Source organism: Brevibacterium sp. BRM-1, from assembly GCF_026802075.1.
GTDB lineage: Bacteria > Actinomycetota > Actinomycetes > Actinomycetales > Brevibacteriaceae > Brevibacterium > Brevibacterium rongguiense.
Genome location: NZ_CP113788.1, coordinates 63,039 through 89,429, shown reverse-complemented (window position 1 = coordinate 89,429; position 26,391 = coordinate 63,039). Strand labels below are relative to the sequence as shown.

General features: G+C 73.6%; 23 protein-coding genes. 10 read left to right on the top strand and 13 right to left on the bottom strand.

The window, feature by feature from the left end; all coding sequences use genetic code 11:
• The first annotated feature begins 88 nt into the window (after positions 1 to 88).
• Positions 89 to 1,462, top strand: a complete 1,374-nt coding sequence (locus BRM1_RS00370) for a class II fumarate hydratase (protein ID WP_442864359.1) — start codon at positions 89 to 91, stop codon at positions 1,460 to 1,462.
• A 60-nt stretch (positions 1,463 to 1,522) separates the two neighbouring features.
• Here BRM1_RS00370 and BRM1_RS00365 read toward each other — a convergent pair whose 3' ends face one another.
• Positions 1,523 to 2,818 carry a PhoH family protein gene (locus tag BRM1_RS00365; RefSeq protein ID WP_268526966.1) on the bottom strand — a complete coding sequence of 432 codons (1,296 nt, stop codon included), beginning with the start codon at positions 2,816 to 2,818 and terminating at the stop codon, positions 1,523 to 1,525.
• A gap of 269 nt (positions 2,819 to 3,087) precedes the next feature.
• Positions 3,088 to 3,864, bottom strand: a complete 777-nt coding sequence (locus tag BRM1_RS00360) for an isoprenyl transferase (RefSeq protein WP_160953079.1) — start codon at positions 3,862 to 3,864, stop codon at positions 3,088 to 3,090.
• A 167-nt stretch (positions 3,865 to 4,031) separates the two neighbouring features.
• Here BRM1_RS00360 and trhA point away from each other — a divergent pair, with 167 nt between their 5' ends.
• The gene (gene trhA / locus BRM1_RS00355) at positions 4,032 to 4,847 is read left to right on the top strand and encodes a PAQR family membrane homeostasis protein TrhA (protein WP_160953078.1); all 816 of its coding nucleotides are present in this window, start codon (positions 4,032 to 4,034) and stop codon (positions 4,845 to 4,847) included.
• A gap of 260 nt (positions 4,848 to 5,107) precedes the next feature.
• On the opposite strand, the gene BRM1_RS00350 is transcribed toward trhA, so the two are convergent.
• Complete coding sequence (locus BRM1_RS00350) at positions 5,108 to 5,503, bottom strand: hypothetical protein (RefSeq protein ID WP_268526961.1); 396 nt, start codon at positions 5,501 to 5,503, stop codon at positions 5,108 to 5,110.
• Complete coding sequence (gene mca, locus BRM1_RS00345) at positions 5,500 to 6,573, bottom strand: mycothiol conjugate amidase Mca (RefSeq protein ID WP_268526958.1); 1,074 nt, start codon at positions 6,571 to 6,573, stop codon at positions 5,500 to 5,502. The genes BRM1_RS00350 and mca overlap by 4 nt, the downstream gene beginning before the upstream one ends.
• Before the next feature lie 166 nt (positions 6,574 to 6,739).
• Between mca and BRM1_RS00340 the strand changes: the two genes are divergently transcribed.
• Together BRM1_RS00340 and greA are read left to right on the top strand one after the other, a co-directional pair.
• The gene (locus tag BRM1_RS00340; RefSeq protein WP_268526956.1) at positions 6,740 to 7,162 is read left to right on the top strand and encodes a DUF4307 domain-containing protein; all 423 of its coding nucleotides are present in this window, start codon (positions 6,740 to 6,742) and stop codon (positions 7,160 to 7,162) included.
• Positions 7,163 to 7,474: 312 nt separating this feature from the next.
• Positions 7,475 to 7,966: a transcription elongation factor GreA gene (gene greA / locus BRM1_RS00335; protein WP_160953074.1), complete on the top strand. Its 492-nt coding sequence runs from the start codon at positions 7,475 to 7,477 to the stop codon at positions 7,964 to 7,966.
• Positions 7,967 to 8,055: 89 nt separating this feature from the next.
• Here greA and BRM1_RS00330 read toward each other — a convergent pair whose 3' ends face one another.
• Positions 8,056 to 9,366, bottom strand: coding sequence for an AI-2E family transporter (locus BRM1_RS00330; protein ID WP_268526951.1), 1,311 nt, complete (start codon positions 9,364 to 9,366; stop codon positions 8,056 to 8,058).
• Between the two features lie 66 nt (positions 9,367 to 9,432).
• Between BRM1_RS00330 and BRM1_RS00325 the strand changes: the two genes are divergently transcribed.
• From BRM1_RS00325 to BRM1_RS00315, 3 genes are all read left to right on the top strand, one after another.
• Positions 9,433 to 10,506: an SGNH/GDSL hydrolase family protein gene (locus BRM1_RS00325; RefSeq protein ID WP_268526949.1), complete on the top strand. Its 1,074-nt coding sequence runs from the start codon at positions 9,433 to 9,435 to the stop codon at positions 10,504 to 10,506.
• Complete coding sequence (locus BRM1_RS00320) at positions 10,503 to 11,180, top strand: Maf family protein (protein ID WP_268526946.1); 678 nt, start codon at positions 10,503 to 10,505, stop codon at positions 11,178 to 11,180. The genes BRM1_RS00325 and BRM1_RS00320 overlap by 4 nt, the downstream gene beginning before the upstream one ends.
• A gap of 95 nt (positions 11,181 to 11,275) precedes the next feature.
• Entirely contained in the window at positions 11,276 to 13,060 is a 1,785-nt protein-coding gene (locus BRM1_RS00315; protein ID WP_268526943.1) for an acetyl/propionyl/methylcrotonyl-CoA carboxylase subunit alpha, read from the top strand.
• Positions 13,061 to 13,160: 100 nt separating this feature from the next.
• Here the strand turns inward: BRM1_RS00315 and BRM1_RS00310 are convergent, their stop codons facing one another.
• Complete coding sequence (locus tag BRM1_RS00310) at positions 13,161 to 14,603, bottom strand: NAD(P)H-quinone dehydrogenase (RefSeq protein ID WP_268526940.1); 1,443 nt, start codon at positions 14,601 to 14,603, stop codon at positions 13,161 to 13,163.
• Between the two features lie 153 nt (positions 14,604 to 14,756).
• Positions 14,757 to 15,341: a gamma carbonic anhydrase family protein gene (locus BRM1_RS00305; RefSeq protein ID WP_235936350.1), complete on the bottom strand. Its 585-nt coding sequence runs from the start codon at positions 15,339 to 15,341 to the stop codon at positions 14,757 to 14,759.
• Between the two features lie 259 nt (positions 15,342 to 15,600).
• Between BRM1_RS00305 and BRM1_RS00300 the strand changes: the two genes are divergently transcribed.
• Entirely contained in the window at positions 15,601 to 15,849 is a 249-nt protein-coding gene (locus tag BRM1_RS00300) for a WhiB family transcriptional regulator (RefSeq protein WP_268526936.1), read from the top strand.
• A gap of 21 nt (positions 15,850 to 15,870) precedes the next feature.
• Here the strand turns inward: BRM1_RS00300 and BRM1_RS00295 are convergent, their stop codons facing one another.
• The gene (locus BRM1_RS00295) at positions 15,871 to 17,376 is read right to left on the bottom strand and encodes a sensor histidine kinase (RefSeq protein ID WP_442864333.1); all 1,506 of its coding nucleotides are present in this window, start codon (positions 17,374 to 17,376) and stop codon (positions 15,871 to 15,873) included.
• 1 nt (position 17,377) lies between these two features.
• On the bottom strand, positions 17,378 to 22,264 hold the full coding sequence (locus tag BRM1_RS00290; RefSeq protein WP_268526933.1) for an NAD-glutamate dehydrogenase: 4,887 nt from the start codon (positions 22,262 to 22,264) through the stop codon (positions 17,378 to 17,380).
• 176 nt (positions 22,265 to 22,440) lie between these two features.
• On the opposite strand from BRM1_RS00290, the gene BRM1_RS00285 reads away from it, so the two are divergent.
• Positions 22,441 to 22,899, top strand: a complete 459-nt coding sequence (locus tag BRM1_RS00285) for a DUF2505 domain-containing protein (protein ID WP_268526931.1) — start codon at positions 22,441 to 22,443, stop codon at positions 22,897 to 22,899.
• Here the strand turns inward: BRM1_RS00285 and BRM1_RS00280 are convergent.
• From BRM1_RS00280 to BRM1_RS00270, 3 genes are read right to left on the bottom strand one after another with little or no spacing between them, the layout of a single operon-like run.
• Positions 22,849 to 23,304, bottom strand: coding sequence for a DUF6912 family protein (locus BRM1_RS00280; protein ID WP_268526929.1), 456 nt, complete (start codon positions 23,302 to 23,304; stop codon positions 22,849 to 22,851). The two genes, BRM1_RS00285 and BRM1_RS00280, sit on opposite strands and share 51 nt — an antisense overlap.
• Positions 23,301 to 24,539: an AAA family ATPase gene (locus BRM1_RS00275; protein WP_268526926.1), complete on the bottom strand. Its 1,239-nt coding sequence runs from the start codon at positions 24,537 to 24,539 to the stop codon at positions 23,301 to 23,303. Before BRM1_RS00275 ends, BRM1_RS00280 begins: the two co-directional genes overlap by 4 nt.
• The gene (locus BRM1_RS00270) at positions 24,536 to 25,171 is read right to left on the bottom strand and encodes a hypothetical protein (protein WP_160953063.1); all 636 of its coding nucleotides are present in this window, start codon (positions 25,169 to 25,171) and stop codon (positions 24,536 to 24,538) included. The genes BRM1_RS00275 and BRM1_RS00270 overlap by 4 nt, the downstream gene beginning before the upstream one ends.
• A gap of 205 nt (positions 25,172 to 25,376) precedes the next feature.
• Here BRM1_RS00270 and BRM1_RS00265 point away from each other — a divergent pair, with 205 nt between their 5' ends.
• Positions 25,377 to 25,595 carry a helix-turn-helix domain-containing protein gene (locus tag BRM1_RS00265; RefSeq protein WP_160953062.1) on the top strand — a complete coding sequence of 73 codons (219 nt, stop codon included), beginning with the start codon at positions 25,377 to 25,379 and terminating at the stop codon, positions 25,593 to 25,595.
• Positions 25,596 to 25,625: 30 nt separating this feature from the next.
• Here BRM1_RS00265 and BRM1_RS00260 read toward each other — a convergent pair whose 3' ends face one another.
• Positions 25,626 to 26,312 (bottom strand): hypothetical protein, encoded by a 687-nt coding sequence (locus BRM1_RS00260; RefSeq protein WP_268526920.1) that lies wholly within the window; start codon positions 26,310 to 26,312, stop codon positions 25,626 to 25,628.
• Positions 26,313 to 26,391: the final 79 nt, after the last annotated feature.

Here is a 26,391-nt window from a genome sequence, read left to right as displayed (position 1 = left end):
CGTGGGCGCCGGTCCGCGCCCACCCACCCCGAGTAGCCGATCCGAGGAGATCACTGTGAGCGAGAAGTACCGCATCGAACACGACACGATGGGCGAGGTCAGGGTGCCCGCCGATGCCCTCTACCGGGCGCAGACGCAGCGCGCCGTGGAGAACTTCCCCATCTCCGGCAAGACCCTCGAGCGCCAGAACATCGCGGCGCTCGGCCAGGTGAAGAAGGCTGCTGCCCGCACGAACGCGGAGCTCGGAGTCATCGACGACCAGCGCGCGCAGGCCATCGCGGACGCAGCGGACCGCGTCATCGCCGGCGAGTTCGACGACCAGTTCCCCATCGACGTCTTCCAGACCGGCTCCGGGACGTCGTCGAACATGAACGCGAACGAGGTGCTGGCCACGCTCGCCTCGCGCGCCCTCGAGTCCGATGGCGTCGACGTCCACCCGAACGACCACGTGAATGCCTCGCAGTCGTCCAACGACGTCTACCCCACCTCCGTCCACGTCGCGGTCACCCACGCGCTGGTCAAGGAGCTCAAGCCCGCCATGGAGACGCTCGCGGCGTCGCTGGAGAAGAAGGCCAAGGCCTTCGCCGACGTCGTGAAGTCCGGGCGCACGCACCTCATGGACGCCACCCCCATCACGCTGGGCCAGGAGTTCAGCGGCTACGCCGCGCAGGTGCGCTACGGCATCGAGCGCATCGAGTCGGCGCTCCCCCGCGTCGCGGAGGTCCCCCTGGGCGGCACCGCCGTGGGCACCGGCATCAACACCCCCGACGGCTTCTCCGGCCGCGTCATCGAGCTGCTGCGCGAGCAGACCGGCCTGCCGATCACGGAGGCGCGCAACCACTTCGAGGCGCAGGCCAACCGCGACGGCCTCATCGAGGCCTCCGGCCAGCTGCGCGGCATCGCCTACAGCTACATGAAGATCTGCAACGACCTGCGCTGGATGGGCTCCGGGCCCAACACGGGCCTGGGCGAGATCCACATCCCGGACCTGCAGCCGGGCTCGTCGATCATGCCGGGCAAGGTCAACCCCGTCATCTGCGAGGCGACGATCCAGGTCGCGGCCCAGGTCGTGGGCAACGACACGACCGTCGCCCTGTCCTCGACGAACGGCGCGTTCGAGCTCAACGTGGGCATCCCCGTCATGGCCGCGAACCTGCTCGAGTCCATCCGCCTGCTCGCCAACGCCTCGGCCGTCATGGCGGAGAAGATGATCGACGGGCTCGAGGCGGACGAGGAGCGCGCGCGCTTCCTCGCCGAGGCGTCCCCCTCGATCGTCACCCCGCTGAACAAGGTGATCGGCTACGAGGCGGCCGCGAAGATCGCCAAGCACGCCGTGGCCAACAAGATGACGGTCAAGGAGGCCACGGTCGACCTGGGCTTCGTCTCCGACGGCCAGATCTCCGAGGCCGACCTCGACCGCGCCCTCGACGTCATGTCGATGGTGGGCGAGTACAACCGCTGAGCCGCAGAGCCGACCCGCCGCCGCGCGCGGACCTCGCCCGGGGTCCGCGCGCGGTCGCATTCACACGAGTTCGAGGTCCTCGAGCACCTCGGTGACGAGCGCCGCGATCTCCGAGCGCTCCGAGCGGGCGAGCGTGATGTGGGCGAAGAGCGGGTGGCCCTTGAGGCGCTCGATGACGGCGGCGATGCCGTCGTGTCGGCCCACGCGCAGGTTGTCGCGCTGGGCGACGTCGTGGGTGAGGACGACCCGCGAGCCCTGCCCTATGCGCGAGAGCACGGTGAGCAGCACCGTGCGCTCGAGGCTCTGCGCCTCGTCGACGATGACGAACGCGTCGTGGAGCGAGCGGCCGCGGATGTGGGTGAGGGGCAGCACCTCGAGCTGGCCGCGGTGGACGACCTCGTCGATGACGCTGCGGCTCACCAGCGCCCCCAGCGTGTCGAAGACCGCCTCCGCCCACGGATTCATCTTCTCGCCCTCGGAGCCCGGGAGGTAGCCCAGGTCCTGCCCGCCCACCGCGTAGAGGGGGCGGAACACCATGATCTTCTCGTGGCTGCGGTCCTCGAGCACGGCCTGCAGCCCGGCCATGAGGGCGAGCGCCGACTTGCCCGTGCCCGCGCGCCCGCCCAGGGAGACGATCCCGATGCTGGGGTCTGCCAGCAGGTCGAGCGCGATCCGCTGCTCCGCCGAGCGCGCCCGCATCCCGAACAGCTCCCGGTCCCCGCGGACCAGGCGCAGCCGGCCGCCCGGTGCCACCCGGGCCAGCCCCGAGCCGCGCGGGGAGGTGAGCACGAGCCCGGTGTGCACGGGCTCAGCGGCGAACTCGGGGGCGTCGATGCGGCCCTCGGCGTAGAGCTGCGCCATCCGCTCGGCGCTCAGGCTGGCCTCGGCCAGGCCCGTGAAGCCCGCATCGGCGGCCAGCTCCGCGCGGTACTCCTGGGCCCGCAGCCCCAGGGCGGCGGCCTTGATCCGCATGGGCACGTCCTTCGTCACGACCGTGACGGCGCGGCCCTCGGCGGCCAGGTTGCGGGCGACGGCGAGGATGCGCGTGTCCGCCGCCGCGCGGTCGAAGGCGACGGGCAGGCCCTGCGGGTCGACGTGGTTGAGCTCGACGCGCAGCGTGCCGCCGGCCTCCCCCACCGGCACCGGGGCGTCGAGGCGGCCGGCGTCCGCGCGCAGCTCATCGAGCAGGCCCAGCGCCCGGCGGGCGGTGAAGCCGAGCTCCGGGTGGTCGCGCTTGGCCTCGAGCTCGGCCACGACGGTGAGCGGGATGACCACCTCGTGCTCGGCGAAGCGGAGTGCGGCGCGCGGATCGCTGAGCAGCACGGAGGTGTCGATGACATAGGTGCGGAGGTCCATGGGCTCCCCTGTTCCCTGGGCGCCTCGCGCAACAGCGGCTGCCGCGCAGGGCGGTGGCGGTCTGGGCACGTGCTGCCAGCCGTGGTCCGCACGGCGCTTCCCCTCGCCGCGGCGGTCCGCTGGCCGGCAGCTCCCACGCTAGGGCGGGGCCGGGGCGCGGGGCGGCCGCGAAACCCGGCGCCGCGGTGACGATCGGGTGAATAGGAGCGGGCGAGCCCGTTCGAGCCTCAGCGCGATCGCGCCTCGGGCACGGGGGGCGGCGGAGCCGCTCAGCGGCCGAAGCGGCGGGAGCGCTGGGAGAAGTTGCGCAGCGCGCGCAGGAAGTCCGTCTTGCGGAAGTCGGGCCAGTAGGCCTCGCAGAAGTAGAACTCCGAATAGGCCGACTGCCACATCATGAAGCCGGAGAGCCGCTGCTCGCCGGAGGTGCGGATGATGAGGTCCGGGTCGGGCTGGCCCTTCGTGTACAGGTGCGCGGAGATCTGCTCCTCGTCCAGTCCCTCGATCGCCGCGTCGACGTCCGCCCCGGAGTCGCGGGTGGCCCGCAGCCAGGAGCGCAGCGCGTCGACGATCTCCTGTCGCCCCCCGTAGCCCACGGCGACGTTGACCCGCACCCGGTCGCCCGGCGCGGCTCCGGAGCGCTGCTCGGCGGAGACGAGGCGCAGGCGCAGCGGCTCGGGCAGGAGGCCCAGCTCCCCCACGAGGTTGACGCAGTAGCCGGCGGTGTCCGCGATCGTGTCAACCATGTCCGCGATGATCTCCGTGAGGACCTCGACCTCCGCGGCGGAGCGGGCGAGGTTCTCGCGCGAGAGGACGTAGAGCGTGACGACCTCGACGCCCACCTCGCCGCACCAGCCCAGGAACTCGACGATCTTGTCCGCGCCCGCGCGATGGCCGTTCTCCGTGGTCGTGCCGAATTCCTTCGCCCAGCGGCGGTTGCCGTCGGTGATGACGCCGATGTGCTTGGGCACCCGCTCATCCGGGATGAGCTCGTTGGCGATCCGCTTGTCGTAGAGGCGGTAGAGCCACGACAGCGCCGATCCGGCCACGGGCCACCCCTCCTCTCCACCAGCGGATTTCCTGCGCACAGCCTACAGCGGCCGCCTGCAGGCCCCCGCGCGGAGCCCCGGCCCCCGGCTGGGAGTCCAGCCGGGAGCCTGGCCGGGAGCCCCCCGGAGCCCAGGCCCCTGCCAGGAGTGCCGCCTAGACTGGGGCCATGACGACGTCGCCATCGCACCGCGCTTCCCGGGCAGACCGGCCGGACGAGTGCGTGCGCGCCGGGGACGCTCCGCAGCCGCAGCCCGCGGCGGGGTCCGAGGCGCCCCAGCGACGGACCGGCGGGCGCCGCGGCCGCGCGCTGCGCAGCGAGCTCTTCAAGCTCAGCGGCCAGCTCAAGCCCAGCTGGCGCGGCTGGATCCACGCCGGGGCCTTCCCGCTCGCCGTGCTCGGCGGGCTCGTCCTCGTCATCCTCTCCCCCACGATCGCCTCGCGGCTGGCCGCCGCGGTCTTCGCGCTCACGGGGATGATGCTGTTCGGCACTTCGGCGGTCTACCACCGCGGGCGCTGGCGGATGCGGATCCGGCTGCTGCTGCGGCGCATGGACCACGCGAACATCTTCCTCATCATCGCCGGCACGTACACGCCGCTGGCGGTGCTCATGCTGCCTCGGCTCGAGTGCATCGTCCTGCTCACGATCATGTGGGCCGGCGCGGTGCTGGGCGTGGCGTTCCGGCTGCTGTGGACCACTGCCCCGCGCTGGCTGTTCGTGCCGGTCTACATCGGCATCGGCGCGGCCGGCGTGGGCTACATCCCCCACATCTGGCGCGCGAGCCCCACCGTCGGCATCCTCGTGGTGGTCGGCGGGGCGCTCTACATCGCGGGCGCGGTCATCTACGCGCTCAAGCGCCCCAACCCCGCGCCCGCGCACTTCGGCTTCCACGAGATCTTCCACACCTTCACGGTGCTCGGCTACGGCTGCCACCTGGCAGCCCTCATCGTCGCCGCCGTCATCACGAGCCCGGAACTCGCGTAGCGGCACAGCCCTCGGCCCGCCTCGAGCAGAGTGTGCCCGACCGCAGGGTGCCGCGTCGCTGGACGGCTGGGCTGCGGTTGGACTGCAGGCCGTTCGGCACGTGCGTCCCCGTCCCTCGCGTTCGGGGCTGAGGCTGACGGGTCCGTCACCACGGCGAGGCACCCCGTAGGCCCCGTTCGAAGGACCGGCCGGGTCGCGGTGCATTCGGCCGGGCTCAGCGCTGCGCGGTGGCCGGCCTCAGCGCTGCGCACCCGGCGTCCTCAGCGCTGCGCGGTGGGGGGCTCCTCGTTGCGCTCGGGGTCCTCGGCCGTGGCCGCGCCATCGCCCGCGGCGGTGTCCGCCTGCGCGTCGACGCGATGGGCGGGCACCGCATCGCCGCCGTCCTTGGGCCGGATGCGCGGGCGGCGCTCGATGGGGAAGTGGGAGACGGTGTGGGCATCGTCGGCCGCCCGCACCCGGCGCACGCGGCGCGTGGCGTCCCGGATGAGGAAGACCGTGAGGATCGCGACGAGCGCCGTGGCGATGAAGCCGATCGTGCCCGGCGTGACCTGGGCGGGGTCGGAGTAGTGCACCTGCGTCCCCGGCGAGGTGGTGCCGGCCGGCGAGGGCCGCTGCGCGAGCACGGCCAGGGATCCCAGCTGGGCAATCGCGCTCATGCGCGCTCCTCCCCCGCAGCGCCCGCGGTGCCAGAATCGCCCGCCGCGGTGCCGTGAGCGTCGGCGGAGTCCCGCTGGGCGCGCCCCAGGGGCGCCTCGAAACCGGCCGCCTCCAGCGCGCGGCCCAGCTCACCGTCGGGCACCCGGGTGCCGTCGTCGCGCACGACCCCGGCGAACAGGTCGTCCTCGACGAAGTCGCGGCGCTGAAGCGGCGGGCGGCCGGTGTCGTCGAGTGCGAGCTCGAACTCCTCGGTGGGCCAGTAGCGCTTGGCTGCGGCGCGGACGTCGGAGAAGAACCCGCCCTTCGGATCGATCTGGGTGGCGTGGGCCAGCAGCGCCTGCTCCGCGCGCTCGGCGAAGGCCCCACTGGGCACCCGCGTGGACAGCCACGTGTCGCGCTTGGCATCGCGGTCGCGGTAGTTCTCCAGCAGCTTGCCGAACGGCGACTCCACACCGTCGGCGAGCATCTGCTCGTGGATCGTCAGCCACTTGCGGGCCGAGAGGTCCTGGTTGTAGTAGACCTTCTGGACCTGCCATGCCTCGCCCAGCTCCGGGTGGTCATCCGGATCCGCCGCGGCGGCCACCGCGGCCATGGTGACGAAGTGGTTCTTGATGTGGTCCGGGTGGGGGTAGCCGCCCTGCTCGTCGTACGTCGTGACCACCTGGGGGCGGAAGCGGCGGATGATGTTGACGAGCGGGCGCGCGGCCACCTCGGTGGGGACGCGCCAGAAGACGCCGTGCGGGACCTGCTCGTCGAAGTCGCCCTCGGGCAGGCCGGAGTCCACGAAGCCCACCCAGTCGTGCTCGGCGCCCAGCAGCTGCGCGGCCCGGGCCATCTCCCGCCGGCGCAGGCCCGCGATGTCGCGCTGCGCGGTGGGGCTGTCGGCCAGCGCGGGATTGAGGATGTCGCCGGCCTCGCCGCCGGTCATCGTCGCGATGCGCACCTGCGCGCCCAGCTGCGCGTACATCGCGCTCGTCGCGGCGCCCTTGGAGGATTCGTCATCGGGGTGGGCGTGCACGGCGAGCAGCCGCAGGCCCGCGTACGGCTGGGCGCCTCGGGGCTGGGTCATAGGGGGTCACCTTCGGTCTGCGAGGACGAGCGGCACGCCTGGCCGGCGCGCAAACGGGACTACCCTAGACTAGTACGCCGCACCCGGCGGGCCCCACAGCGGACGGCCAGCCGCGGCGGCGCACCGCACAACGGCCCCTGCCACGGAAGGCGACCCCCAGCCAGCGATGACCGCCCAGGACACCCTCCCCGAGCGCTACGGCCGCGCCCCCCGCGCGCCGCGGCCCCCGCGCCGCAGCCGGCGCGCCGCCGTGCTCGCCGGCTGCGGAATCCTCGCGCTCATCGCCGTCGTCGCAGCCCTCGCGTTCTGGCCGGACGACCATCCGGTGGACCCGCAGGACGCGGGCTACGACGTGCGCGATGCCGCGCTCACCGTCGTCTCGCTCGCCGTGGTGCCCGATGAGCGGCGCACCGTGCGCTGCGGGGTGCGCGCCATCAACGAGTACGAGGCGGTCGTAGGCTACCGGGAGGTGGCCGTGGGCCCGCGCGCCGGGGCGAGCACCACCGACCCGGTCCACCTGCGCGTCGAGGTGTCCACCACGCAGCGCGCGGCCACCGGCAACGTCGACCACTGCTGGTTCGAGGACTGAGGACCGCCGGCCGGAGTCCTGCCGGGCCGAGGCCCGCCGGGCTCGGCTTCGCGCATCTCCGCTCCGCCGGCTCGGTTCCGCTTGCCTGGGCACTGCCGGGCTGGGCGCCGGTGGCCCGGGCATTGTTGGCCCGGGCATTGCTGGCCCGGTCATTGCTGGTCTGGGGGCCGAAGTTCGACTAGACTCGACAGTTCAGCAAGACGCGAGCGTCCCGGGTGCCTCCGGTGCCCGGGACCTCTCATTGCCGCAGGCGACTGCGGCAGACGACGACCGCCGCCGTGCCCCGCACGGCGGCTCAGCCAAGGAGATGAGATGACCGAGGAGACCGCGGACGACCAGACGTGGCTGACCCAGGAGGCATACGACCGGCTGACGAAGGAACTCGAGCAGCTCTCGGGCCCGGGCCGCCAGGAAGTCGCCGAGCGCATCGAGGCCGCCCGCGACGAGGGCGATCTCAAGGAGAACGGCGGCTACCACGCGGCGCGCGAGGAGCAGGGCAAGCTCGAGGCGCGCATCCGCCAGCTCGAAACCCTGCTGCGCAGCGCCAAGGTGGGCGAGGCCGATGCCGACACCACGAAGGTGGCCCCGGGCAAGATCGTCGCCGTCGACATGGGCGGGCGTGAGATGCGCTTCCTCCTGGGCTCGCGGGAGATCGCCGGCGATTCTGACATCGACGTCTTCTCCGAGAAGTCGCCCCTGGGCGCGGCCGTCAACGGCGCGAAGGTGGGCGACGAGGTCGAGTACGAGGCCCCGAACGGCAAGACCATGAAGGTCACCGTGTCGAAGGTGGAGGCCTTCGGCTGAGCATGGCGCGCCGCCGGGCCGTCTGAGCTCGGGCAGCCGGAAGGGGCCGCACACCACGTGGTGTGCGGCCCCTTCCGTGCCTCCCGCGCCTAGGCCGAGGCCTTCGCGCGCTTGCGCTCGGCCTTCTCCTGCTTCTTGCGCTCGGCATCGGCCTGCGCCTCCGCGAGGATGTCCCGGCCGTGGAGGTAGAGCACGGTCGTGTTCGCCACCGCCATGAGCGGCACGGCGAACAGCGCGCCGGGGATGCCGAAGAGGAACCCGCCGCCCGTCACGCCCAGCACCACGGCCAGCGGGTGGACGGAGACGGCCTTGCCCATGATGAACGGCTGCAGGACGTGCCCCTCGATCTGCTGGACGGCGAGGACGACGCCGAGCATGATGAGCGCGGTGATCGGCCCCTGCGAGACCAGGGCGACGAGCACGGCGACCGCGCCGGTGAGGATCGCGCCGACGATCGGGATGAACGAGCCCATGAAGACGAGCACGGTGAGCGGGACCACGAGGGGCACCTGCAGGATGAACGCTCCCAAGCCGATGCCCAGCGCATCGACCGCGGCGACGAGGATCTGCACGCGGACGTACTGGACGAGCGACTGCCAGCCGCGCAGTGCGGCGCCCTGCGTCTTCTCCCGGGCCGGCACCGGCAGCATCCCGATGAACCAGTGGAAGATCTTCTGGCCGTCGTAGACGAAGAAGATCGTGGAGAACAGCACGAGGAACATGCCGGCGAAGAAGTCCGTGACGGACGAGGCGGCGCCCGCCACCCCGGAGAACAGCTGCCCCGAGCGCTCCTCGAGGAACGACGTGGCCTTCGCGAGGCCCTGGTCGATGTACTGCGAGATCTGGCTGGACTCGATGCCGAACGGGCTCGACTGCAGCCACGAGCTGATCGCCTGGAAGCCCGCCATCACCCGGTCGGAGAGGTCCGAGAAGCCGGAGTAGAGCTGCTGGCCCACCAGCGCGAGCAGCCCGAGCACGACGACGATGAAGCCGAGCACCGCGGCGATCGTCGCGAGCGAGCGGGGCCAGCGGTGGCGCACGAGGAAGCGCGCCAGCGGGGAGAGCAGGGCGCCGATGAGCAGGGCGATGAGCACCGGGAGCACGACGATCTTGACCTGCGCGAGCAGCCACCACAGCGCGGCGACCGCCGCGACGACGATGAGCGCCCGCCAGCTCCACGCGGCGGCCGTGCGCAGCGCGGGCGAGACGAAGGGCTCCACGCGCCCGCGCGCCTCGGCGCTGTCCGTGAGCGCGGCGGCGCTGGCCGTGGTCGCGGCGCTGCTCGTGGGCGCCGTGCTGTCCGCGGGCGCGGCGGCAGTGCCGGCGGGCGCCGCGGCGCCCGCACCTGCTTGCCGGTGGTCCTGCGCGCTCTCCGGCGCGCTGTCATTGCCAGAAGTCATGCGCCCCAGCGTAGTGCCTGGCCCGCGCCCCGGAGCCGCGGCGCCCCGCGCGGCTAGACTCGGAGCGTGAAATGGCCCCCTCGCCCGCTGCCCGCGGTCCTCGCGCTGGCCGCCGTGCCGGCCGCCGGCGCGGCCGGGCTCGCGGTCCTGCTGCGCTGGCAGTCACGGCGGATGCGCGCGCTCTTCGACGCCGATGCGGTGGGCCGGCCCGGCACCGGCACGTGGGAGCCGAGCGGGGCGTGGGTCGCCGGCGGCGCCGACATCGCCTTCGGCACGCCGGCCGCGGAGGAACTGGCCGTGCTCGCGGTGCTGGGCGACTCCTGGGCGGCTGCGGGCCCGGTCCCGACCCTCCCCCGGCTGCTGGGCCGCGGCTGCGCCCGCCTGCTCGGCGCCCCCGTGCGGGTGTGCAGCCTCGCCGGCCCCTCGGCCCGCGCGGAGGACATCGGCGCGCAGGTCCGCGCGCTGCTCGCCGACTCCCGCCTGCGGCGCTCGAAGGGCGGCGGGCGCGCCCCGCGCCTGGCCGTGCTGTCCATGGGCACGGCGGACCTCATTCACCCGATCAGCGGCTCGCTGTCGATCCCCGCGCTCACGAGCGCCGTCAACCGCCTCGAGCGGGAGGGCGGCTACACCGTCTTCGTCCTCACGTGCCCCAATCTGGGCCGCCTGCCCGGCAGCCGCCGGCCCCTGCGCACGGTGCTGCGCCGCAGCTCCCGGGTCCTCGCCGGCTCGCAGTGGCTCACCGCGCTCAGCGCGGGCGCCGTCCCCGTCTCCGCGTCCGAGGCGCTGCGCGGGACCGCCCAGCGCGGGCTCATCGACGCCTCCGGCCGCTGGCCGAGCGCACTCGGCCGGGCCCAGCTCGCCGCCGCCGTGCTCGCCCGCATCGCCGCCCACCTCGAGGCGCCCGTCGCCGTGGCGGCCTCGGCTGCCCAGCCCGCCCCCGAGGAGGAGGACGGTGCGCCTCAGTCCGCGGCGGCCCCGGACGCGCCCGCGGGCGCCGCCGAGCCGCCGCTGCTCGGCCTCCACGCCGATCCCGCGCCCGATTCCCCCGCCGAGCCCGATTCACCAGCCGAGCCCGCCTCGCCAGCGCTGCCCGACTACCCAGCCGGACCCGCCTCCCCCGCCGATCAGGAGCTGCCATGACCGATGTCCTCCTCGCCTCGACCTCGCCGTCGCGGCTGTCCCTGCTCACCGCGGCGGGCCTGGCGCCGCTCGTGAGCGCGCCCGGTGTCGACGAGGACGCCGTGGTCGAGCACGAGCGCCCGGAGACCGTGGCGGCGCAGGCCCTGCTGCTCGCCCACGCGAAGGGCGAGGCCGTCGTGGCGCGCCTGCTCGCCGGGGCCGAGGAGGTGCCCGGCGACCGGGATGACCTGCTGCTGCTCGCCTCGGACTCGCTGCTCGAGCTCGACGGGCAGGCCGTGGGCAAGCCCCACACCCCCGAGGCCGCCCGCCGCGTGTGGCAGCGGATGGGCGGGCGCTCGGCCGTGCTGCACACCGGCCACTTCGCCGCCCGCCTGCGCCGCACCGCCCCGGACGGCTGGCGGGAGGAGGGCCGGCGCGCGGAGCTGGCCTCGACGACGATCCGCACCGCGGCGCCCTCCCGCCGCGAGCTCGAGGACTACATCGCCACCGGCGAGCCGCTCGAGGTCGCCGGCGCGCTCACGATCGACGGCCTGGGCGCGGCCTTCGTCGAGGGCATCGACGGGGACCACACGAACGTCATCGGCCTGAGCATCCCGCTCGTGCGCCGGCTCGCGGCGGACCTCGGGATCGCCTGGACCGGGCTGTGGCGCGGCGACACGCCCGAGGCGCACTGAGAATTCGCCCGCGGGCTTTTGTCCGCCGGCCACAAAGGGTTTGCGCTTCGCCCTAGATTGTTCTCGTTCACCACCCCCGTCCCTCAGGAGCGCCGATGGCCAAGGCCGCGCACTATTCCACCACCGTGGACCGTCGTCCGTTCGAGCGCGTGCTCATCGCCAATCGGGGCGAGATCGCCCTGCGCGTCATCCGCGCCTGCCACGACCTGGGGCTCAGCGCGATCGCCGCGTACACCGAGCCGGATGCCGACGCGGACTTCGTGCGCTTCGCCGACGATGCGTGGCTGCTGCCGGGCACCGGCGCCGCCCACACCTACCTCAACGCGCCGGCGCTCATCGAGCTCGCCCGCCGCTCCGGCGCGCAGGCCGTGCACCCCGGCTACGGCTACCTCGCCGAGTCCCCCGACTTCGCCCAGGCCGTCCAGGACGCGGGCCTCGTGTGGGTGGGCCCCCCGCCCGCGGCCATCGCCGCCCTGGGCGACAAGGCGAGTGCCCGCGCCGTCGCCGAGGCCGTGGGCGCCCCGATCGCCCGCGGCTCGGACGGCGCCGTCGCCGACGAGGCCCAGGCGCTCGCCGTCGCCGCGGAGATCGGCTATCCCGTGGCCGTCAAGGCCGTCTACGGCGGCGGCGGGCGCGGCTTCCGCACCGCTGCGAGCGCCGAGGAGCTGCCCGCAGCGCTGGCGGCGGCCCGCCGCGAATCGCAGGCGGCGTTCGGGCGCTCCGAGTGCCTCATCGAGCAGCAGATCGTGGGCCCGCGCCACATCGAGACCCAGTGCATGTCCGACGGCGAGACCGTGCTCGTCGCCTCCACCCGCGACTGCACGCTGCAGCGGCGCAACCAGAAGATCATCGAGGAGGCGCCGGCATTCGGCCTGAGCCCGGAGCAGGAGACGGCCCTCGCCGCGGCCTCGCGCGATGTGCTCGCCCGCGTGGGCTACGTGGGCGCCGCGACGTGCGAGTTCCTGCTGGGCACGAACGGCGTGCTCAGCTTCATGGAGGCCAATGCGCGCATCCAGGTGGAGCACACCGTGACCGAAGAGGTCACGGGCGTCGACCTGGTCGCCTGGCAGCTGCGCGTGGCCGCCGGCGAGGCGCTGCCCGCCGCGTTCCCCGCCCCCCGCGGCCACTCCCTGCAGTTCCGCATCAACGCCGAGGATCCCGCGCACGGCTTCTTCCCCGCCACCGGCCAGATCGCCGAGCTCCACGAGCCGGCCGGGCCCGGCATCCGCATGGACTCCGGCGTGCGCCCGGGCACGGTCGTGGGCACGGACTTCGACCCCATGCTCGCCAAGCTCATCGTCACGGGCGAGGACCGCGCGCAGGCGCTGGCCCGCGCCCGCCGGGCGCTCGACGAGTACGTGCTCACCGGCGTGGCCACCCTGCTGCCGCTGCACCGCGCGCTCGTCGACGAGCCCGCCTTCGCGAACGAGCTGAGCGTGTCGACGGACTGGCTGCAGAAGGAGTACATGCCGCGCTTCGCCGGACCGGCGGCCGAGGAGGCGCCGCGCGAGCAGCCGGCGGCCGATTCGCTCGACGTCGTCGTCGAGGTCGACGGCCACCGGCTCACCGTCAAGGTCCCCGCTGAGCTCGCCCGCCCCGCCGACCCGGGGGCCAAGGCCAGCGCCGGGCGCCTGCGCCGCAAGGGCTCGCGCCGGGCCGACGACTCCCCCGTGCTCGCCGCCCCCATGCAGGGCACGATCGTGAGCATCGACGTCACCGCCGGCGATGACGTGGAGATCGGCGACCGGCTCGCCGTCATCGAGGCGATGAAGATGGAGCAGCCGCTCACGGCCAAGCGCGCCGGCACCGTCTCCGAGGTGCTCGTGGGCTCCGGCGAGGCCGTGCGCGCCGGCACCCCGATCGTGCGCTTCAGCGCCTGACGCCCGGGCGCTCAGTCACCGCCCGCCGGCCCGCACTGCATGCGCAGGGGCCCCGCACCGGATCCCGGTGCGGGTCCCCTGCGCGCGGCTGCCGGGCGCCTCAGCCGCCGCGGTGGTGGAGGCGGCGGGCGGCCTCGGCCAGCGAGCCGCTGAGCGAGGGGTAGACGACGAACGAGGCGGAGAGCTGATCGACCGTCAGCCGGTTCTCCACCGCCATCGTCAGCGGCATGATGAGCTCGCTGGCCTTGGGGCCCACGACCACGCCGCCGAGCACCGAGCCGGAGCCGCGGCGGGCGTAGATCTTGACGAAGCCGTCCGTGATCCCCTGCATCTTGGCGCGCGGGTTCGTCTGCAGCGGCTGCATGACGGTCTCGATGTCGTGGCGGTTGTCGTCGTAGGCCGCCTGCTGCATGCCCACCGTGGCGATCTCCGGGGCGGTGAAGACATTCGAGGCGACGTTGCGCAGCTTGAGCGGGGAGACCGCATCGCCCAGCGCGTGCCACATCGCGATCCGGCCCTGCATGGCCGCCACCGAGGCCAGCGGCATGACGTTCGTGCAGTCGCCCGCGGCGTAGACGCCGGGCGCGGAGGTGCGCGAGACGCCGTCGACGACGATGTGCCCGCTGTCCTCCGTCTGCACGCCCGCGGCGTCGAGGCCCAGCTCCTCCGTGTTGGGGATCGAGCCCACGGCCATGAGACAGTGGCTCGCCTTGACCCGCCGGCCGTCGGCCAGCGTGACGACGACGCCGTCGTCATCGCGCTCGACGGACTCGGCGCGCGAGCGCGAGAGCACGGTCATGCCGCGGCGCCGGAAGGCCTGCTCGAGCACCTCGGCGGCATCCTCGTCCTGGCCGGGCAGCACCCGGTCGCGGGAGGAGACGAGCGTGACCTTCGCGCCGAGCGCGTTGTAGGCCGAGGCGAACTCAGCGCCGGTGACGCCCGAGCCCACGACGACGAGGTGCTCGGGCAGCTCGGTGAGGTCGTAGAGCTGGGTCCACGTGAGGATCCGCTCGCCGTCCGGGACGGCGGTGGGCAGCTCGCGGGGGTGGGCGCCGACCGCCACGAGCACGGTGTCCGCGTCGAGCGTGTACTCCGTGCCGTTCTCCTCGACGATGTCGACCCGGCGGTCCCCCACGAGCGTGCCGGTGCCCTTGATGAGCTTGATGCCCGCAGCGGCGAGCGCATCGCGGATGTCGTCGGCCTGGGCGCCGGCGAGCCTGTGGATGCGTGCGTTGATCGCCTCGAGGTCCGCGCGCACCGCGGCGCGCCCGTCGTCCTCCCGGGGCTGGCCGTCACTGTCCTCCTCGACGAGCCGGATGCCCAGCTCCTCGGCCTGGCCGAGGTCGACCATGACCTCCGCGGTGGCGATGAGGGACTTCGAGGGCACGACGTCGGTGACGACGGCGGCGCCGCCGGCGCGGCTGCGCTCCACGAGCATGACGTCGCCGCCCAGCTGCGCGGCGACGAGGGCGGCCTCATAGCCGCCGGGGCCGCCGCCGATGATGACGACGCGGTTCTGCGAGGGATCGAGTACATTCTTCACGGGCCCATTGTGTCAAAGGACGCGGGCCGGCTCGAAGCAAGCGCACCCTTACCCGCCCGGGGTCGGCCATTGCCCCTCGTCACCTGCCCGATGCCATCGCCGCGGGCCGCAGCGCACGGGCGCGCGGGCCGCCGCGGCCGCCCGCGCGCGGCCTCACTGCCCGACTATGCGCCCGCCGTCGCGGTGGAGGGCGAGGATCTCCTCATAGCTGCGGGCGTTGGCGAGCACCCGCTCGATGTCGGCCTCGCCCATCTCCCGGCGCACCTTCGCCGGCACCCCGGCCACGAGCGAGCGGGGCGGGATCTCCGTGCCCTCGAGGACGACGGCGCCCGCCGCGACGAGGGACAGGCTGCCGATGCGGGCGAGGTTGAGCACCGTGGAGCTCATGCCGATGAGCACGTCGTCGTCGATGACGCAGCCGTGGACGAGCGCCCGGTGGCCGATCGAGACCCGATCGCCCACGACGACGGGCTTGCCCGGATCGGCGTGCATGACCGTGTTGTCCTGCACGTTCGTGCCCCGGCCGATCGTGATGGAATTGCGGTCGGCGCGCAGCACGCAGCCGTAGTAGACGCCCGAGCCCGCCCCGATCCGCACATCGCCGATGAGCGTGACGCCCGGGGCCACGAACGCCTCCGGGTGGATGCGCGGGCGCCGCCCGTCGATCTCGATGAGGCGGACGTCGGCCAGCTCGCCCACCCGGCGGCCGGACGGACTCGGGGCTGCGGGAGTCTCCATGGTCCGAGTCGACCACATTCGCCCGCCGCGCACAACGGCCCGGGCGCATCTTGCGCCTCGGGACCGGATTTGCGCCCTGGGCCGCGGATGGCCGATCATACCCTGTCAGTGATTTCACACTGCCGGACTCTTGTGCGCCGGGGGCGCATGTGTGAATCTGTTTGCAGTTGATCCCACAATCATCCAGCTCCCGCTGCCCTGCGGCGGTGCCGTCGTGTTCGTCCGCGGTGTGAAGCTGATTCGCCCCTGAAAGGACACCATGGACTGGCGCCATCGCGCGGCTTGCCTCAACGAGGACCCCGAGCTCTTCTTCCCCATCGGAAACACCGGCCCCGCCCTCCTCCAGATCGAGGAGGCCAAGAGCGTCTGCCTGCGCTGCGAGGTCGCGGAGCTGTGCCTGCAGTGGGCCCTCGACTCCGGCCAGGAAGCCGGAGTGTGGGGCGGCCTGAGCGAGGACGAGCGCCGCGCGCTCAAGCGCCGCGCCGCGCGCGCCCGCCGCGCCGGCTGAGCCGGCCGCCGCGCCCGCGGCTCAATCGCTCCTGAGGGGGACATCGATGATCGCTTCGGTGCCCCCCTCTTCGCGTGCCCGCCACTCGATGGTCCCCGCCAGGTCCGTGCTGATGAGCGTGCGCACGATCTGCGTGCCGAGCCCGGTGCCGGGCCCGCGCTCGGGGTCGAGCCCCGCGCCGTCGTCGGCGACGACGACCCGCAGGCGCTCGCCGGTGCGCTCCGGGCTCACCCACACGTGGGCGGGCCGGCGCTCACCGGCCGCGGGGGTCGCACCGGCCTCAGCGGGCTCCGCCGCGGGGGCGGGGAAGCCGTGCTCGATCGCGTTGGCGACGAGCTCGGTGAGCGCGAGCGCGAGCGACGTCGCGTCGCCGGATGAGATCGAGCCGAAGCTGCCCGTGCGGCGCAGGCTGATCTCCACGTGCGGGCCGGCCAGCTCGGGGGTCAGCCGCAGCCCCTTGTCGACGATCTCGTCGAACTCCACCGTCGCGTCGATGCCCTGGCTGAGCGCGTCGTGGACGACCGCGATGATCGAGACCCGGCGCATCGCCTCCTGCAGCGCATCGCGGGCCTCCCCGCTGCTCATCCGCCGCTCCTGCAGGCGCAGCAGGGCCGAGACGGTCTGCAGGTTGTTCTTCACCCGGTGGTGCATCTCGCGGATCATGACGTCGCGGCTGAGCAGCTCGCGCTCGCGGCGCCGAATCTCCGAGATGTCGCGGGCCAGCACGACCGCGCCCGTGCGCAGGCCCGCGCGGGTGAGCGGGATCGCGCGCAGGGAGACCGCGATCCGGCCGGACTCGATCTCGCTGCGCCAGGGGGCGCGGCCGGTGAGCACGAGCGGCAGCGATTCGTCGACGGGCCGGTGCTGGTCGACGAGCCCGGAGACGACCTCGGCGAGGTAGCGGCCCTCGATTTCCCCGTCGTGGCCCAGCCGATGGATGACGGAGACCCCGTTGGGCGAGGCGTAGCGGACCCGCCCCTCGCGGTTGAGCACGATGAGCCCGTCGCCCACGCGCGGCTCGCCGCGGCGCGCCCCGGAGGGGGCGTCGAGGTCCGGGAAGGCGCCCTCGGCGATCATCGCGAGCAGCGCGTTGGCGCACGAGCGGTAGTTGCGCTCGAGCCGCGAGCCGCCGCTGCGCCGCTGCTCCTCACTGTGCCGGGTGAGCACCGCGATCGGCCGGCCGCCGCGCACGACGGGGATCGCCTCCGCGCCGGCGAGCTCGTTGGCATCAGCCGGCGCGGCGACGACCGCTGCCTCACCGCAGGCCCGCTCGAGCAGCTCGGTCTCGGCCGGGGTGGACAGGGCGCCCACCTCGTCGTGCGGGTAGACGGTCGTGCCCGTGGTGGGCCGGCAGTGGGCGACGATGCGGAAGCTGCCTGGCTCGCCGGCGACGGGCACCCACAGGACGAGGTCGGCGAACGAGAGATCGGCGATGAGCTGCCAGTCGCCCACGATGAGGTGGAGCCACTCGACGTCGGTGCCGTCGACGATGCCCTCGGCCGCGAGCTGTTCGGTCAGCAGCGACACGTCAGGAGTTCTCCGCCTGCCACACGGTCGAGCGCACGATCGAGCGCATCATCCGCAGCAGCACCGACAGCGGCGCCTGGTCGACCTCGTCGAGCTCGCGGACCTCCTCGATCGTGGCGAGCACCTGCTCGAGCGCGTACTCGTTGCTCGTGCGCCACTGGGCAATGCGGTCGTCCGCGCGCTCCGCGGGCGTGGGCCGGTCCGACTCGGTGGAGCGCAGCACCGCGATCGCGATGGAGAACACGGCCTGGTAGTAGTCGTCGCGCAGGGCGCCGCGCGCGAGCGCCGTCCACCGCGAGCGGCGGTCGAGCTGGCCCACGAGGTCGAGGATCGCGGCCCCGGAGAGCAGGTCGGTCACCGCGTAGTAGACCTCCGCCACGTCCTCGGCCTCGAGGCCCGTGCGCTGGGCCGCCTGCGCGATGTCGAGGAGGGCGAACTCGTCGAGCAGCCCCGCGGCGCGGAAGGCGAGGCCCTGCGGTACGCCGGCCCCGACGTAGGCGGCGGCGTGGTCCTCGAGGTCGCTGCGGTCGCGCCCGCGCAGCATGCCCGGCACCGACTCGCGCAGCGCCGCGACCACCGGGCGGTAGGCGGCGATGCCGTCCTCGACGTCGAGGGCGTCGCTGGCCTGGTGGATGAGCCACCGCGAGCCGCGGTCGAGCAGGCGCACGTAGTTGTTGATGAGCTCGTTCTGTACGTGGGCGGGCACGACGTTGTCGAGCGCGCAGATCTCATCGAAGTGCTCGTCGAGGTCGAAGACCGCCGAGACGACCGAGAACGCGCGCGCCACCTGCGCCACAGACGTGTTGGCCTCCTCCAGCAGGCGGAAGACGTAGGTCAGCCCGCCGCGGTCGACCATCCGGTTGACGAGCCGGGCGGTGGCGATCTCGCGGTGCAGGGGGTGGCGCTCGAGCGCCTCCCCGTAGCCGCCGAGCGCGGCCGGGAAGTAGGCGCGCAGGTGGGCGCGCATGAACGGCTCGTCCGGGACCTCGGAGGCGAGGATGCGCTGGACCGCGTCCATCTTCACGTAGGCGAGCAGCACGGCGAGCTCGGGGGACGCGAAGCCGCGCCCCGCCTCGGCGCGGCGCGCGAGCGCCTTCGAGTCCGGCAGGAACTCCACCGCCCGGTCGAGTCCCGCATTGCGCTCGAGGTAGCGCAGCAGCCGGCGCTGGGTGCCCAGCATGGCCGAGGACTGCTCGCGGGCATCGCCGAGCGCGGTGTTCTGGCTGTAGTTGTTGGCCAGCACGAGGTCGGCGACCTCGTCGGTCATGGACAGCAGGACCTCCTCGCGGTCCGCGGCGGCGACCTCGCCCGCGTCGATGAGCCCGGAGAGCAGCAGCTTGATGTTGACCTCGTGGTCCGAGCAGTCGACGCCGGCGGAGTTGTCCACCGCGTCGGTGTTGATCTGCACGCCCGCCAGCGCCGCCTCGACGCGGCCCAGCTGGGTGGCGCCCAGGTTGCCGCCCTCGCCCACGACCCGGGCGCGCACCTCGGCTCCGGTGATGCGGATCGCGTCGTTGGCCTTGTCGCCCACCTGCGAGTCCGTCTCCGACTCGGCGCGGATGTAGGTGCCGATGCCGCCGTTGTAGAGCAGGTCGACGGGCGCGCGCAGGATGCCCTGGATGAGGTCGCCCGGGGCCACGCGGCCCGGCTTCATGCCGAGCGCCTCGGCGGCCTCGGCGGAGAGCACGACGGACTTCGCCGAGCGCGAGTAGACGCCCCCGCCGGAGGAGATGAGGGAGCGGTCGTAGTCCTGCCACGAGGAGCGCGGGACGTCGAAGAGGCGCCGGCGCTCGGCGAACGAGGCCTGCGGATCCGGGTTCGGATCGATGAAGATGTCGCGGTGGTCGAACGCGGCGATGAGCTTCGTGTGCGGGCTGCGCAGCATGCCGTTGCCGAACACGTCGCCGCTCATGTCGCCGATCCCGACCGCCGTGAAGTCCTCGGCGTCCGTGTTGACGCCGAGCTCGCGGAAGTGGCGCTCGACGGACTTCCACGCGCCGCGCGAGGTGATCGCCATGGCCTTGTGGTCATAGCCCACCGAGCCCCCGGAGGCGAACGCGTCGCCCAGCCAGAACCCGCGCCGCTCGGCGATGCCGTTGGCGACGTCGGAGAACTTCGCCGTGCCCTTGTCGGCCGCGACGACGAGGTAGCTGTCGTCGCCGTCGTGGATGACGGTGCGCTCGGGGTGGACGGTCTGCGTGCCCTCGGCGGTGGGCACGAGGTTGTCGGTGACGTCGAGGAGGCCGTTGATGAAGACCTCATAGGCGTGCTGGCCCGCCTCCGCCCAGGCCTGCCGGTCGACCGCGGGGTCGGGCAGGCGCTTGGGGAAGAAGCCGCCCTTCGCCCCGGTGGGCACGATGAGCGCGTTCTTGACCATCTGCGCCTTGACCAGGCCGAGCACCTCGGTGCGGAAGTCGTCGCGGCGATCGGACCAGCGCAGGCCGCCGCGCGCCACGGGCCCGAAGCGCAGGTGGACGCCGGAGACCTCGGGCGAGTACACCCACATCTCCAGCGCGGGCTTGGGCTTGGGCACGAAGTCGAGCTCGTTCGGGTGGATCTTGAACACGCTCGCCTCCGGCAGGGACCCGTCGGCGGGCTGGAAGACGTTCGTGCGCACCATCGCCGTGATGAGGTCGAGCACGGCCCGCAGCACGCGGTCCGCGTCCAGGCTCGAGACCCCGGAGAGCTCGTCCTGGATGCGCTCGCGGATCTTGTCGATGTGCTCGGCGCGGGTGCCTGCGACGGGCAGCAGCTCCGGGTCGAACTTCGCATTGAAGTAGCCCACGAGCAGCGCGGAGATCTCCGGATTGGAGGTGAAGACCTGGCCCATGTAGGGGTCCGAGTAGGAGAAGCCGGCCTGGCGCAGGTAGTGGGTGAAGGCGCGCAGGATCGACACGTCCTGCCAGCGCAGGCCCGAGACGATGAGGCGGTCCATCCGGCCGGACTCGCGCTTGCCCAGCCAGCCGGCGACGAACGCCTCCTCGATGCGCTCGAACTCCGTCTCCGGGACCTCTGCTTCGAACTCGAGGCCGAAGTCGTAGATGTAGCGATGGGTGCCGTCGGCGAGGGTGAGCTCGTAGGAGCGCTCGTCGAGCAGCTGCGCGCCGAGGTTCGACAGGTAGGGCAGCACCTGCGTCAGGCCCGCGGGCTCGAGGCGGTAGAACGCGAGGCGCAGGCGCCTCTCGTCGGTGCCGAACTCGCGGTGGACGCGCACGAGGGGCTGCGCGTCCGAGGCCAGCGATTCGAAGCGGGCGACATCGGCGACGGCATCATGGGGGGTGTTGTGCTCGAGGTAGCTGGGCGGGAACGAGGCGGCCCACAGGTGGGCGCGCTCGAGCGCGCGGGAGGTCAGCTTCGTGTCGGAGGGGGCGAGGTATTCGCGCACGTCCTCGTGCCACGAGCGCACCGCCGAGCGGATGCGCCCGGCCACCCGGTCCGGGGCGATGTCGGGCAGCAGCTCGTCGCGGGCCGCGCGCACGACGAAGTGGAGGCGGGCGAGCGCCGAGTCGGTCAGCAGCACGTCGAAGTCGACGCTCTCGGCCCGGTAGAACTCGCGCAGCACCTTCTCCACGCGCATCCGGGAGGCGGTGTCGTAGAGGTCGCGGGGGACGTAGACGAGCACGGAGACGTAGCGCTCGTAGGCATCGCGGCGGATGAAGACGCTCGACTCGCGCTTCTCCTGGAGGTCGATGACCGCGAGCGCGACGTCGAGGATGTCCTGCGGATCGGCGTGGAAGAGGTCATCGCGCGGATACGTCTCGAGCACGTCGAGCAGCTCGTTGCCGGAGTAGGAGTCGCGCGCCAGCCCCGAGTTGCGCAGCACCCAGGAGACCTTCTGCTTGATGACGGGGATGTCGAGGACCGAGGCGTTGTACATCCCGGAGGTGTAGAGGCCCACGAAGCGCCGCTCCCCCACGATGTTGCCCTCGGCGTCGAAGGTCTTGACGCCCAGGTAGTCCATGTAGCCGCGCCGCACGAGCTGCGAGCGGGAGTTGGCCTTCGTGAGCACGAGGACGTGGCGGTCGAGCGTGTGGGCGGCCACCGCGCGCGAGAGCGGCGAGCTCGTCGTCTCCCGCAGCGTCGAGATGCCCAGCGCCGTGTCCGGCACCGGCTCGAGCGTCGTGTTGCCGGCCGAGTCCTCGCCCAGCGTGTACTCCCGGTAGCCCATGAAGGCGAAGCGCCCGTCGAGCCAGTCGAGCAGGTCGGCGGCCACCGCGGCCTCGTCGGCGAGCTCGGCGCTGGGCGCGTGGGCGCGCAGCTCGGCGGCGATCTCCTCCGCCTTGCCGGCCATCGCGTCGCGGTCGTCCTCGGCCGCGGCGACGACGGTGATGATGCGCTCGAGCTCCTCGGCGAGCTCCGAGAAGCGCTCCGCGGGGACCTGGTCGATCTCGATGCGGATCCACGACTCGATCCGGCGGGCGGTGTTGGACATGCCCGGGCGGATCACGGGCAGCGCCGAGGTGGCGGTCGACATCCGCTCGACGTCGTCGGGGTCGACGATCGTGAGGTGGCCCCCGGCCCGCTCCGTGACCGGCTGCGGGTGGTGGACGGCGCGGATCGCGTAGCCCGCGCCGGTGAGGTCGGCGACGAGGGAGGACAGCAGGTAGCGCATATCGCGCACGACGATCGCGATGACGGTGCGGTTGCCGCTGTAGTCGGCGTCGCCGGGCTCGGGATTGCGCAGCTCGATCGCCGGACGGTCGCCGGTGAAGCGCTCGGCGAGCTCGAAGTGCCGGCGCGCGCGCTCGGCCATGGCGCGCGGCCCCTGCGCGGAGTACTCGCCGCGGTCGATGCGGAAGAAGTACGACGACAGCAGCCCGGTGGGGGGAATCTGCCCCGTCAGCTCCGTCCACGCACGTGCGATCTCGGTCGCGTAGACCTCGGTCACGATGTCACCTCGTTGCTCTCGCTTCACTCAGGGGCGTTCGTCGTCGATGCCCAGGCCTACTCTATGCGGTGGCGCGGGGTTCGGGGCGCCCGGCGGTCGCCCACGGGCATGCGCCGGGCGGCTGCGCGCGGTTCGCCGGGCCCCGCGCGCGGCAGGGGGCGTGACAGACTGGGGGCATGCGCTCGATCGACTTCACCACGCAGATCCCCCAGTCCCCCGCCGAGTTCCTCGCCGCGATGGCCCGCCCGGAGGCGTGGGACGGCGACGCCTCCCGCGTGGAGGGCACGCCCGAGGCCGGCCTCGACATCCGCGCCAGCGCGCCGATCGACGCGGAGGACGTGCCGGCGGTGGCGGTCAGACTCCTGCCGGCCGGGGCCGCGGTGCAGCTGCGCGTGCGCACCTCGCCGGCCAGCGCCCAGCCGGTCTCCGCCGACATCGACGCGCAGGTGCCCGGAGCGCCGGTGACCATGGCGGCGCGCCTCGAGGTCAGCGGCGGCGCGGGGGGCTCCGAGGTCGTCGCCCACGCCGATGTCACGAGCACGGCGCCGCTCATCGGCCCGATGATCGAGGCCGCGGTGTCGCCCTCAGTCGAGAAGATCCTGCGGCAGTCCATCGAGGACATCGCGCAGCTCTGAGGGGTCATACCACAGCAGGGCCGCCTCGCTCAGCGCCTGCGCGTCGGCCTCCTGGCCGCGCCCGAGGCGCGCTGCCAGCCCCGGCTCGTCGAGGTGGGCGCTGACGATCGCGATCTCCGAGGCCTCCGCGGGCGCCACCGCGACGAGGCCCGCGCCGAGCGCGGTCTCCTGCGCCCCGGTCACATCGACTGCGAGGACCGCGCGCAGCCGGCCGCCGGCCGCCGCCTCGCGGGCGGCGTGCTCGGCAGCGGCGCTGAGCGCGAGCCACTCCGCCTCCTCCAGGTCATCGCCGCTCAGGGCCCGGCCCGCGGCGTCCGGGGCGTAGGCGAGCGGGATCTGCGGGTCCGGCCAGGCGGCGGCCAGCTGCGGGAGGGTGAGGGGCGCATAGGCGCGAAGCGTCGTCATGGTTTCATCTTGCCCCGGCGGCCGCGGCGGCCGCCAGCGGCCCGCCGCGGCTGGGCGGCCCCCGGCACCGGCAGCTGCGCGGCGAGCTTCCGCAGCGCGCGGGAGAGCGCGGAGTGCGGCGCGTGCTCGGTCACGGTGCGGGCGGCCAGCAGCGCAGCATCGACGTCCGGGCGGGCATCGGGCAGCATGGTCGCGCCGACCACCCCCGCGAAGCGCTCGAGCGTCTCGGCGATCCGCCGCTCGGGGTCCGCACCCACCGCCTGGGCCCGGACCCGGTTGAGCACGATGGTGCACCGCTCGCGGAGCTCCTGGCCGCGCTCGCCCGCCAGCAGTGCGATGAGGCGCTGGAGGCTCAGGGGCTCCGCGCCGGCGACGATGACGACGTGGTCGGCGGCGTCGAGGACCGCGCGGGTGGCCCCGTGGCGGTCGTAGTGCGGGTCGGCGAACTCGTCGTCCGGGTCGATGCGGTCGGAGACATCGGCGACGAGGCACTGGGCGCGCTCGGCCAGGGCGCCGAGCACCTCGGCGAGCACGCCCGGGCGGATCTCCGGCCAGCGCTCGGGGCGGCTCAGCCCGGTCACGAGGCCCAGCCGCTGCGACAGCGGCACGATGTGCGCGCCCACCTGCTCCGCGTCGAGCGGACCGGCCGCCGCGGCGCGGCACAGCGCCGCCAGGTGTGGGGCGTCGTCGAGGATGCCGAGCATGGGCGCCTGGGCCGCCGCGACGGTGTCCGCGTCGACGAGGACGCACTCCACGGACTGGGCGAGCGCATGGGCGAGGCCCGCCGCGACCGTGCTGCGCCCGGGCGCCGATCCCGTCCCCCAGACCGCGATGAGCGGAGCGCGGCGGGCGCCGGAGCCGCCCGCCGGGGGCGCGGCGGGCTTGGGTGGGGCCTCGAGATCGGCGGCGCAGTCGCGCAGGGCCGCGGCCAGCGCCTCGGGCTCAGCCCACGGGGAGACCGTGTGGCGCACGCCCCAGCGGGCGAAGACCTCGGCATCAGCGCCGAACCCCAGCACCTTCGCGCCGCTGCCGAGCAGGCGCCGGACGACCTCGGCGTCGGCACCGGGGAAATGCCTGCTGAGAACGGCCACGGAGCCCTGGCCCGCCTGGGCCGCCGCGAGGAGGTCGACGTCGTCGGCGGGCCGCGCGAGGACCTCGACATCGGCCAGGCCGGTGAGGGCGGCCACGAGGCCGGCCTCGAACTCGACGTCGACCGCGACGATGGCCCCGATCATCGGCCGGCCGCCGGCTCCGGCACCGCGACGACGGCCAGGCGCTCCCCGGCCCCGACCGCGGCGAGCACGCCGGAGAGGGCGGCCGTCGGCACGAACACCTCGATGCGCGCACCGCGGTCCGCCGCGAACCCGCCGTCGTCGCGGGTCACCGCGATGACCTGGGCCGTGCGCAGGATCTCGTGGGGCTTGGCGCCGTCCTCGTCCGGGGTCGCCCACACGTCCACGCGCGAGCCCGCGCCCACCGCGGCGGGCAGCGCATCGGCGGCGGCCAGCGCCATGACCCGGCCGGCCAGCGAGTCGGGCGAGGCGAGGCTGCCCGCCGGCAGCAGCTCGCCCTTGCGCACGGCCGAGAGCACCGTGGAGCCCTCCGGAATGCGGGTCGCGGACGGGATGTAGGCGGCGGCGCTCTCCCCCTCGGGCAGGCGGACCTCGAGGGGGACGAGGTCCTCGGGCGCGATGACCGCACCGGGGACCAGCGGCGTGCCGGCGGCCCAGACGGTGGTGGTGCGGGCGGCGGCGCGCACGACGTACCAGGTGCCCAGCAGCGAGGCGAGGACGAGGACGGCGCCGATGAGCACGCGCGGATCGCGCCAGCGGGGGCGGCGGAAGCGGGAACTGCCGTGCGTCGGCATGTCGAACTCCGATGTCCGATCCCCAGGCGCGCCCGGAGATGCCAAATACGATCAAGAGCTATTATCGAGCGACAAACACGGTTCAGGCAAGACCAGGATCATGCGATTTCGGCAGTGCTTCGGCTTCGCCGGGCGCCCGCACCGCCGGTCCTGCGACTGCTCCGGAATCGGAATGCTATGCACACCCCCGGCGAAAGGGAACCCCATGGTCGTCGAAGCCCGCTTCCTGCCCCTCACCGACGTCGCCGAGATCCTCAACGTCTCCGCCGCCCAGGCCCGCGCACTCGTGCGCTCCGGGGAGCTGCGCGCCATCAAGGTGGGCGGCCGCGGCCAGTGGCGCGTGGAGAAGTCCGAGCTCGAGGACTACATCCAGCGCATGTACCGCCAGACCCAGGCCGAGGTGGAGTCCGGCACCGAGGTCTGAGCCGCGCCCCTCAGCAAAGCTCAGCACCCCTCAGCGCAGCTCGGCCACGAGCTCGATCGCCGCGAAGGGGAGGACGTCGAACCCGTGGGCCCCGCGCAGCTGCACGTAGTCGCGGGCCACCGCATCGAGGGCGCCCTCGGAGCTCCCGCCATCGGAGAGCTCGACGCGCACGGCCCTGCCCTCTGCGGTCCACTGGCGCAGGGGCGCGCCCATCGACAGGGCTGAGATCCCGCGCTCGCCGGCGTGCGCGCGCCCGCGCAGGCGCACCCGCACCAGGCGGGCGGCATTCACGAGCACGCGCAGGCCCGAGGCGCCATCACGCACGATGCACCACCCTCGACCCACCGCGGTTAGGCGGCCCGCCGCCGAGGCGCGCGCGGTGCGCAGCTCGACGGGGCGCCCCACGCTGCCCGCCAGCCGCGCGGCCAGCTCGCTGTCGGCATAGGCCTCGGCGACGAGGTCCGAGTAGCCGCCCGCCCGCTCGTGGGCATCGCGGCCCTCCTCCGCCGCGGCGAGGTCCGCGAAGAGCGCGTCGAAGCGCTCCGCGGCGGGCTGCCGATGGCCGGTGGCCGGGCCTGGAGGACTGACGGGTGCGGTTGGAGCGGGCGGGGCGGCTGGGGCGGCGGGGGCGCCCGGCTCGGCTGGCTGGGCCTGCGCCTCGCCCCCGCTTCCCACGGGCGCCCCGCCGGTCGCGTGGCCGTCGTCAGAAGGGATCATCGCCCCATCATGCGCGCACCCAAGCGCCACCACAAGCGCTGAGAATCATCTATTGACATCAAACTGCATCATTTGGCAC

Excerpts from the sequence above, each read along its gene's own strand:
- BRM1_RS00370 (WP_442864359.1), top strand. The coding sequence starts at position 89 with ATGGGCGAGGTCAGGGTGCCCGCCGATGCCCTCTACCGGGCGCAGACG.
- BRM1_RS00365 (WP_268526966.1), bottom strand. The coding sequence starts at position 2,818 with ATGGACCTCCGCACCTATGTCATCGACACCTCCGTGCTGCTCAGCGAT.
- trhA (WP_160953078.1), top strand. The coding sequence starts at position 4,032 with ATGACGACGTCGCCATCGCACCGCGCTTCCCGGGCAGACCGGCCGGAC.
- BRM1_RS00350 (WP_268526961.1), bottom strand. The coding sequence starts at position 5,503 with ATGAGCGCGATTGCCCAGCTGGGATCCCTGGCCGTGCTCGCGCAGCGG.
- mca (WP_268526958.1), bottom strand. The coding sequence starts at position 6,573 with ATGACCCAGCCCCGAGGCGCCCAGCCGTACGCGGGCCTGCGGCTGCTC.
- BRM1_RS00340 (WP_268526956.1), top strand. The coding sequence starts at position 6,740 with ATGACCGCCCAGGACACCCTCCCCGAGCGCTACGGCCGCGCCCCCCGC.
- greA (WP_160953074.1), top strand. The coding sequence starts at position 7,475 with ATGACCGAGGAGACCGCGGACGACCAGACGTGGCTGACCCAGGAGGCA.
- BRM1_RS00330 (WP_268526951.1), bottom strand. The coding sequence starts at position 9,366 with ATGACTTCTGGCAATGACAGCGCGCCGGAGAGCGCGCAGGACCACCGG.
- BRM1_RS00320 (WP_268526946.1), top strand. The coding sequence starts at position 10,503 with ATGACCGATGTCCTCCTCGCCTCGACCTCGCCGTCGCGGCTGTCCCTG.
- BRM1_RS00315 (WP_268526943.1), top strand. The coding sequence starts at position 11,276 with ATGGCCAAGGCCGCGCACTATTCCACCACCGTGGACCGTCGTCCGTTC.
- BRM1_RS00305 (WP_235936350.1), bottom strand. The coding sequence starts at position 15,341 with ATGGAGACTCCCGCAGCCCCGAGTCCGTCCGGCCGCCGGGTGGGCGAG.
- BRM1_RS00300 (WP_268526936.1), top strand. The coding sequence starts at position 15,601 with ATGGACTGGCGCCATCGCGCGGCTTGCCTCAACGAGGACCCCGAGCTC.
- BRM1_RS00285 (WP_268526931.1), top strand. The coding sequence starts at position 22,441 with ATGCGCTCGATCGACTTCACCACGCAGATCCCCCAGTCCCCCGCCGAG.
- BRM1_RS00280 (WP_268526929.1), bottom strand. The coding sequence starts at position 23,304 with ATGACGACGCTTCGCGCCTATGCGCCCCTCACCCTCCCGCAGCTGGCC.
- BRM1_RS00275 (WP_268526926.1), bottom strand. The coding sequence starts at position 24,539 with ATGATCGGGGCCATCGTCGCGGTCGACGTCGAGTTCGAGGCCGGCCTC.
- BRM1_RS00270 (WP_160953063.1), bottom strand. The coding sequence starts at position 25,171 with ATGCCGACGCACGGCAGTTCCCGCTTCCGCCGCCCCCGCTGGCGCGAT.
- BRM1_RS00265 (WP_160953062.1), top strand. The coding sequence starts at position 25,377 with ATGGTCGTCGAAGCCCGCTTCCTGCCCCTCACCGACGTCGCCGAGATC.
- BRM1_RS00260 (WP_268526920.1), bottom strand. The coding sequence starts at position 26,312 with ATGATCCCTTCTGACGACGGCCACGCGACCGGCGGGGCGCCCGTGGGA.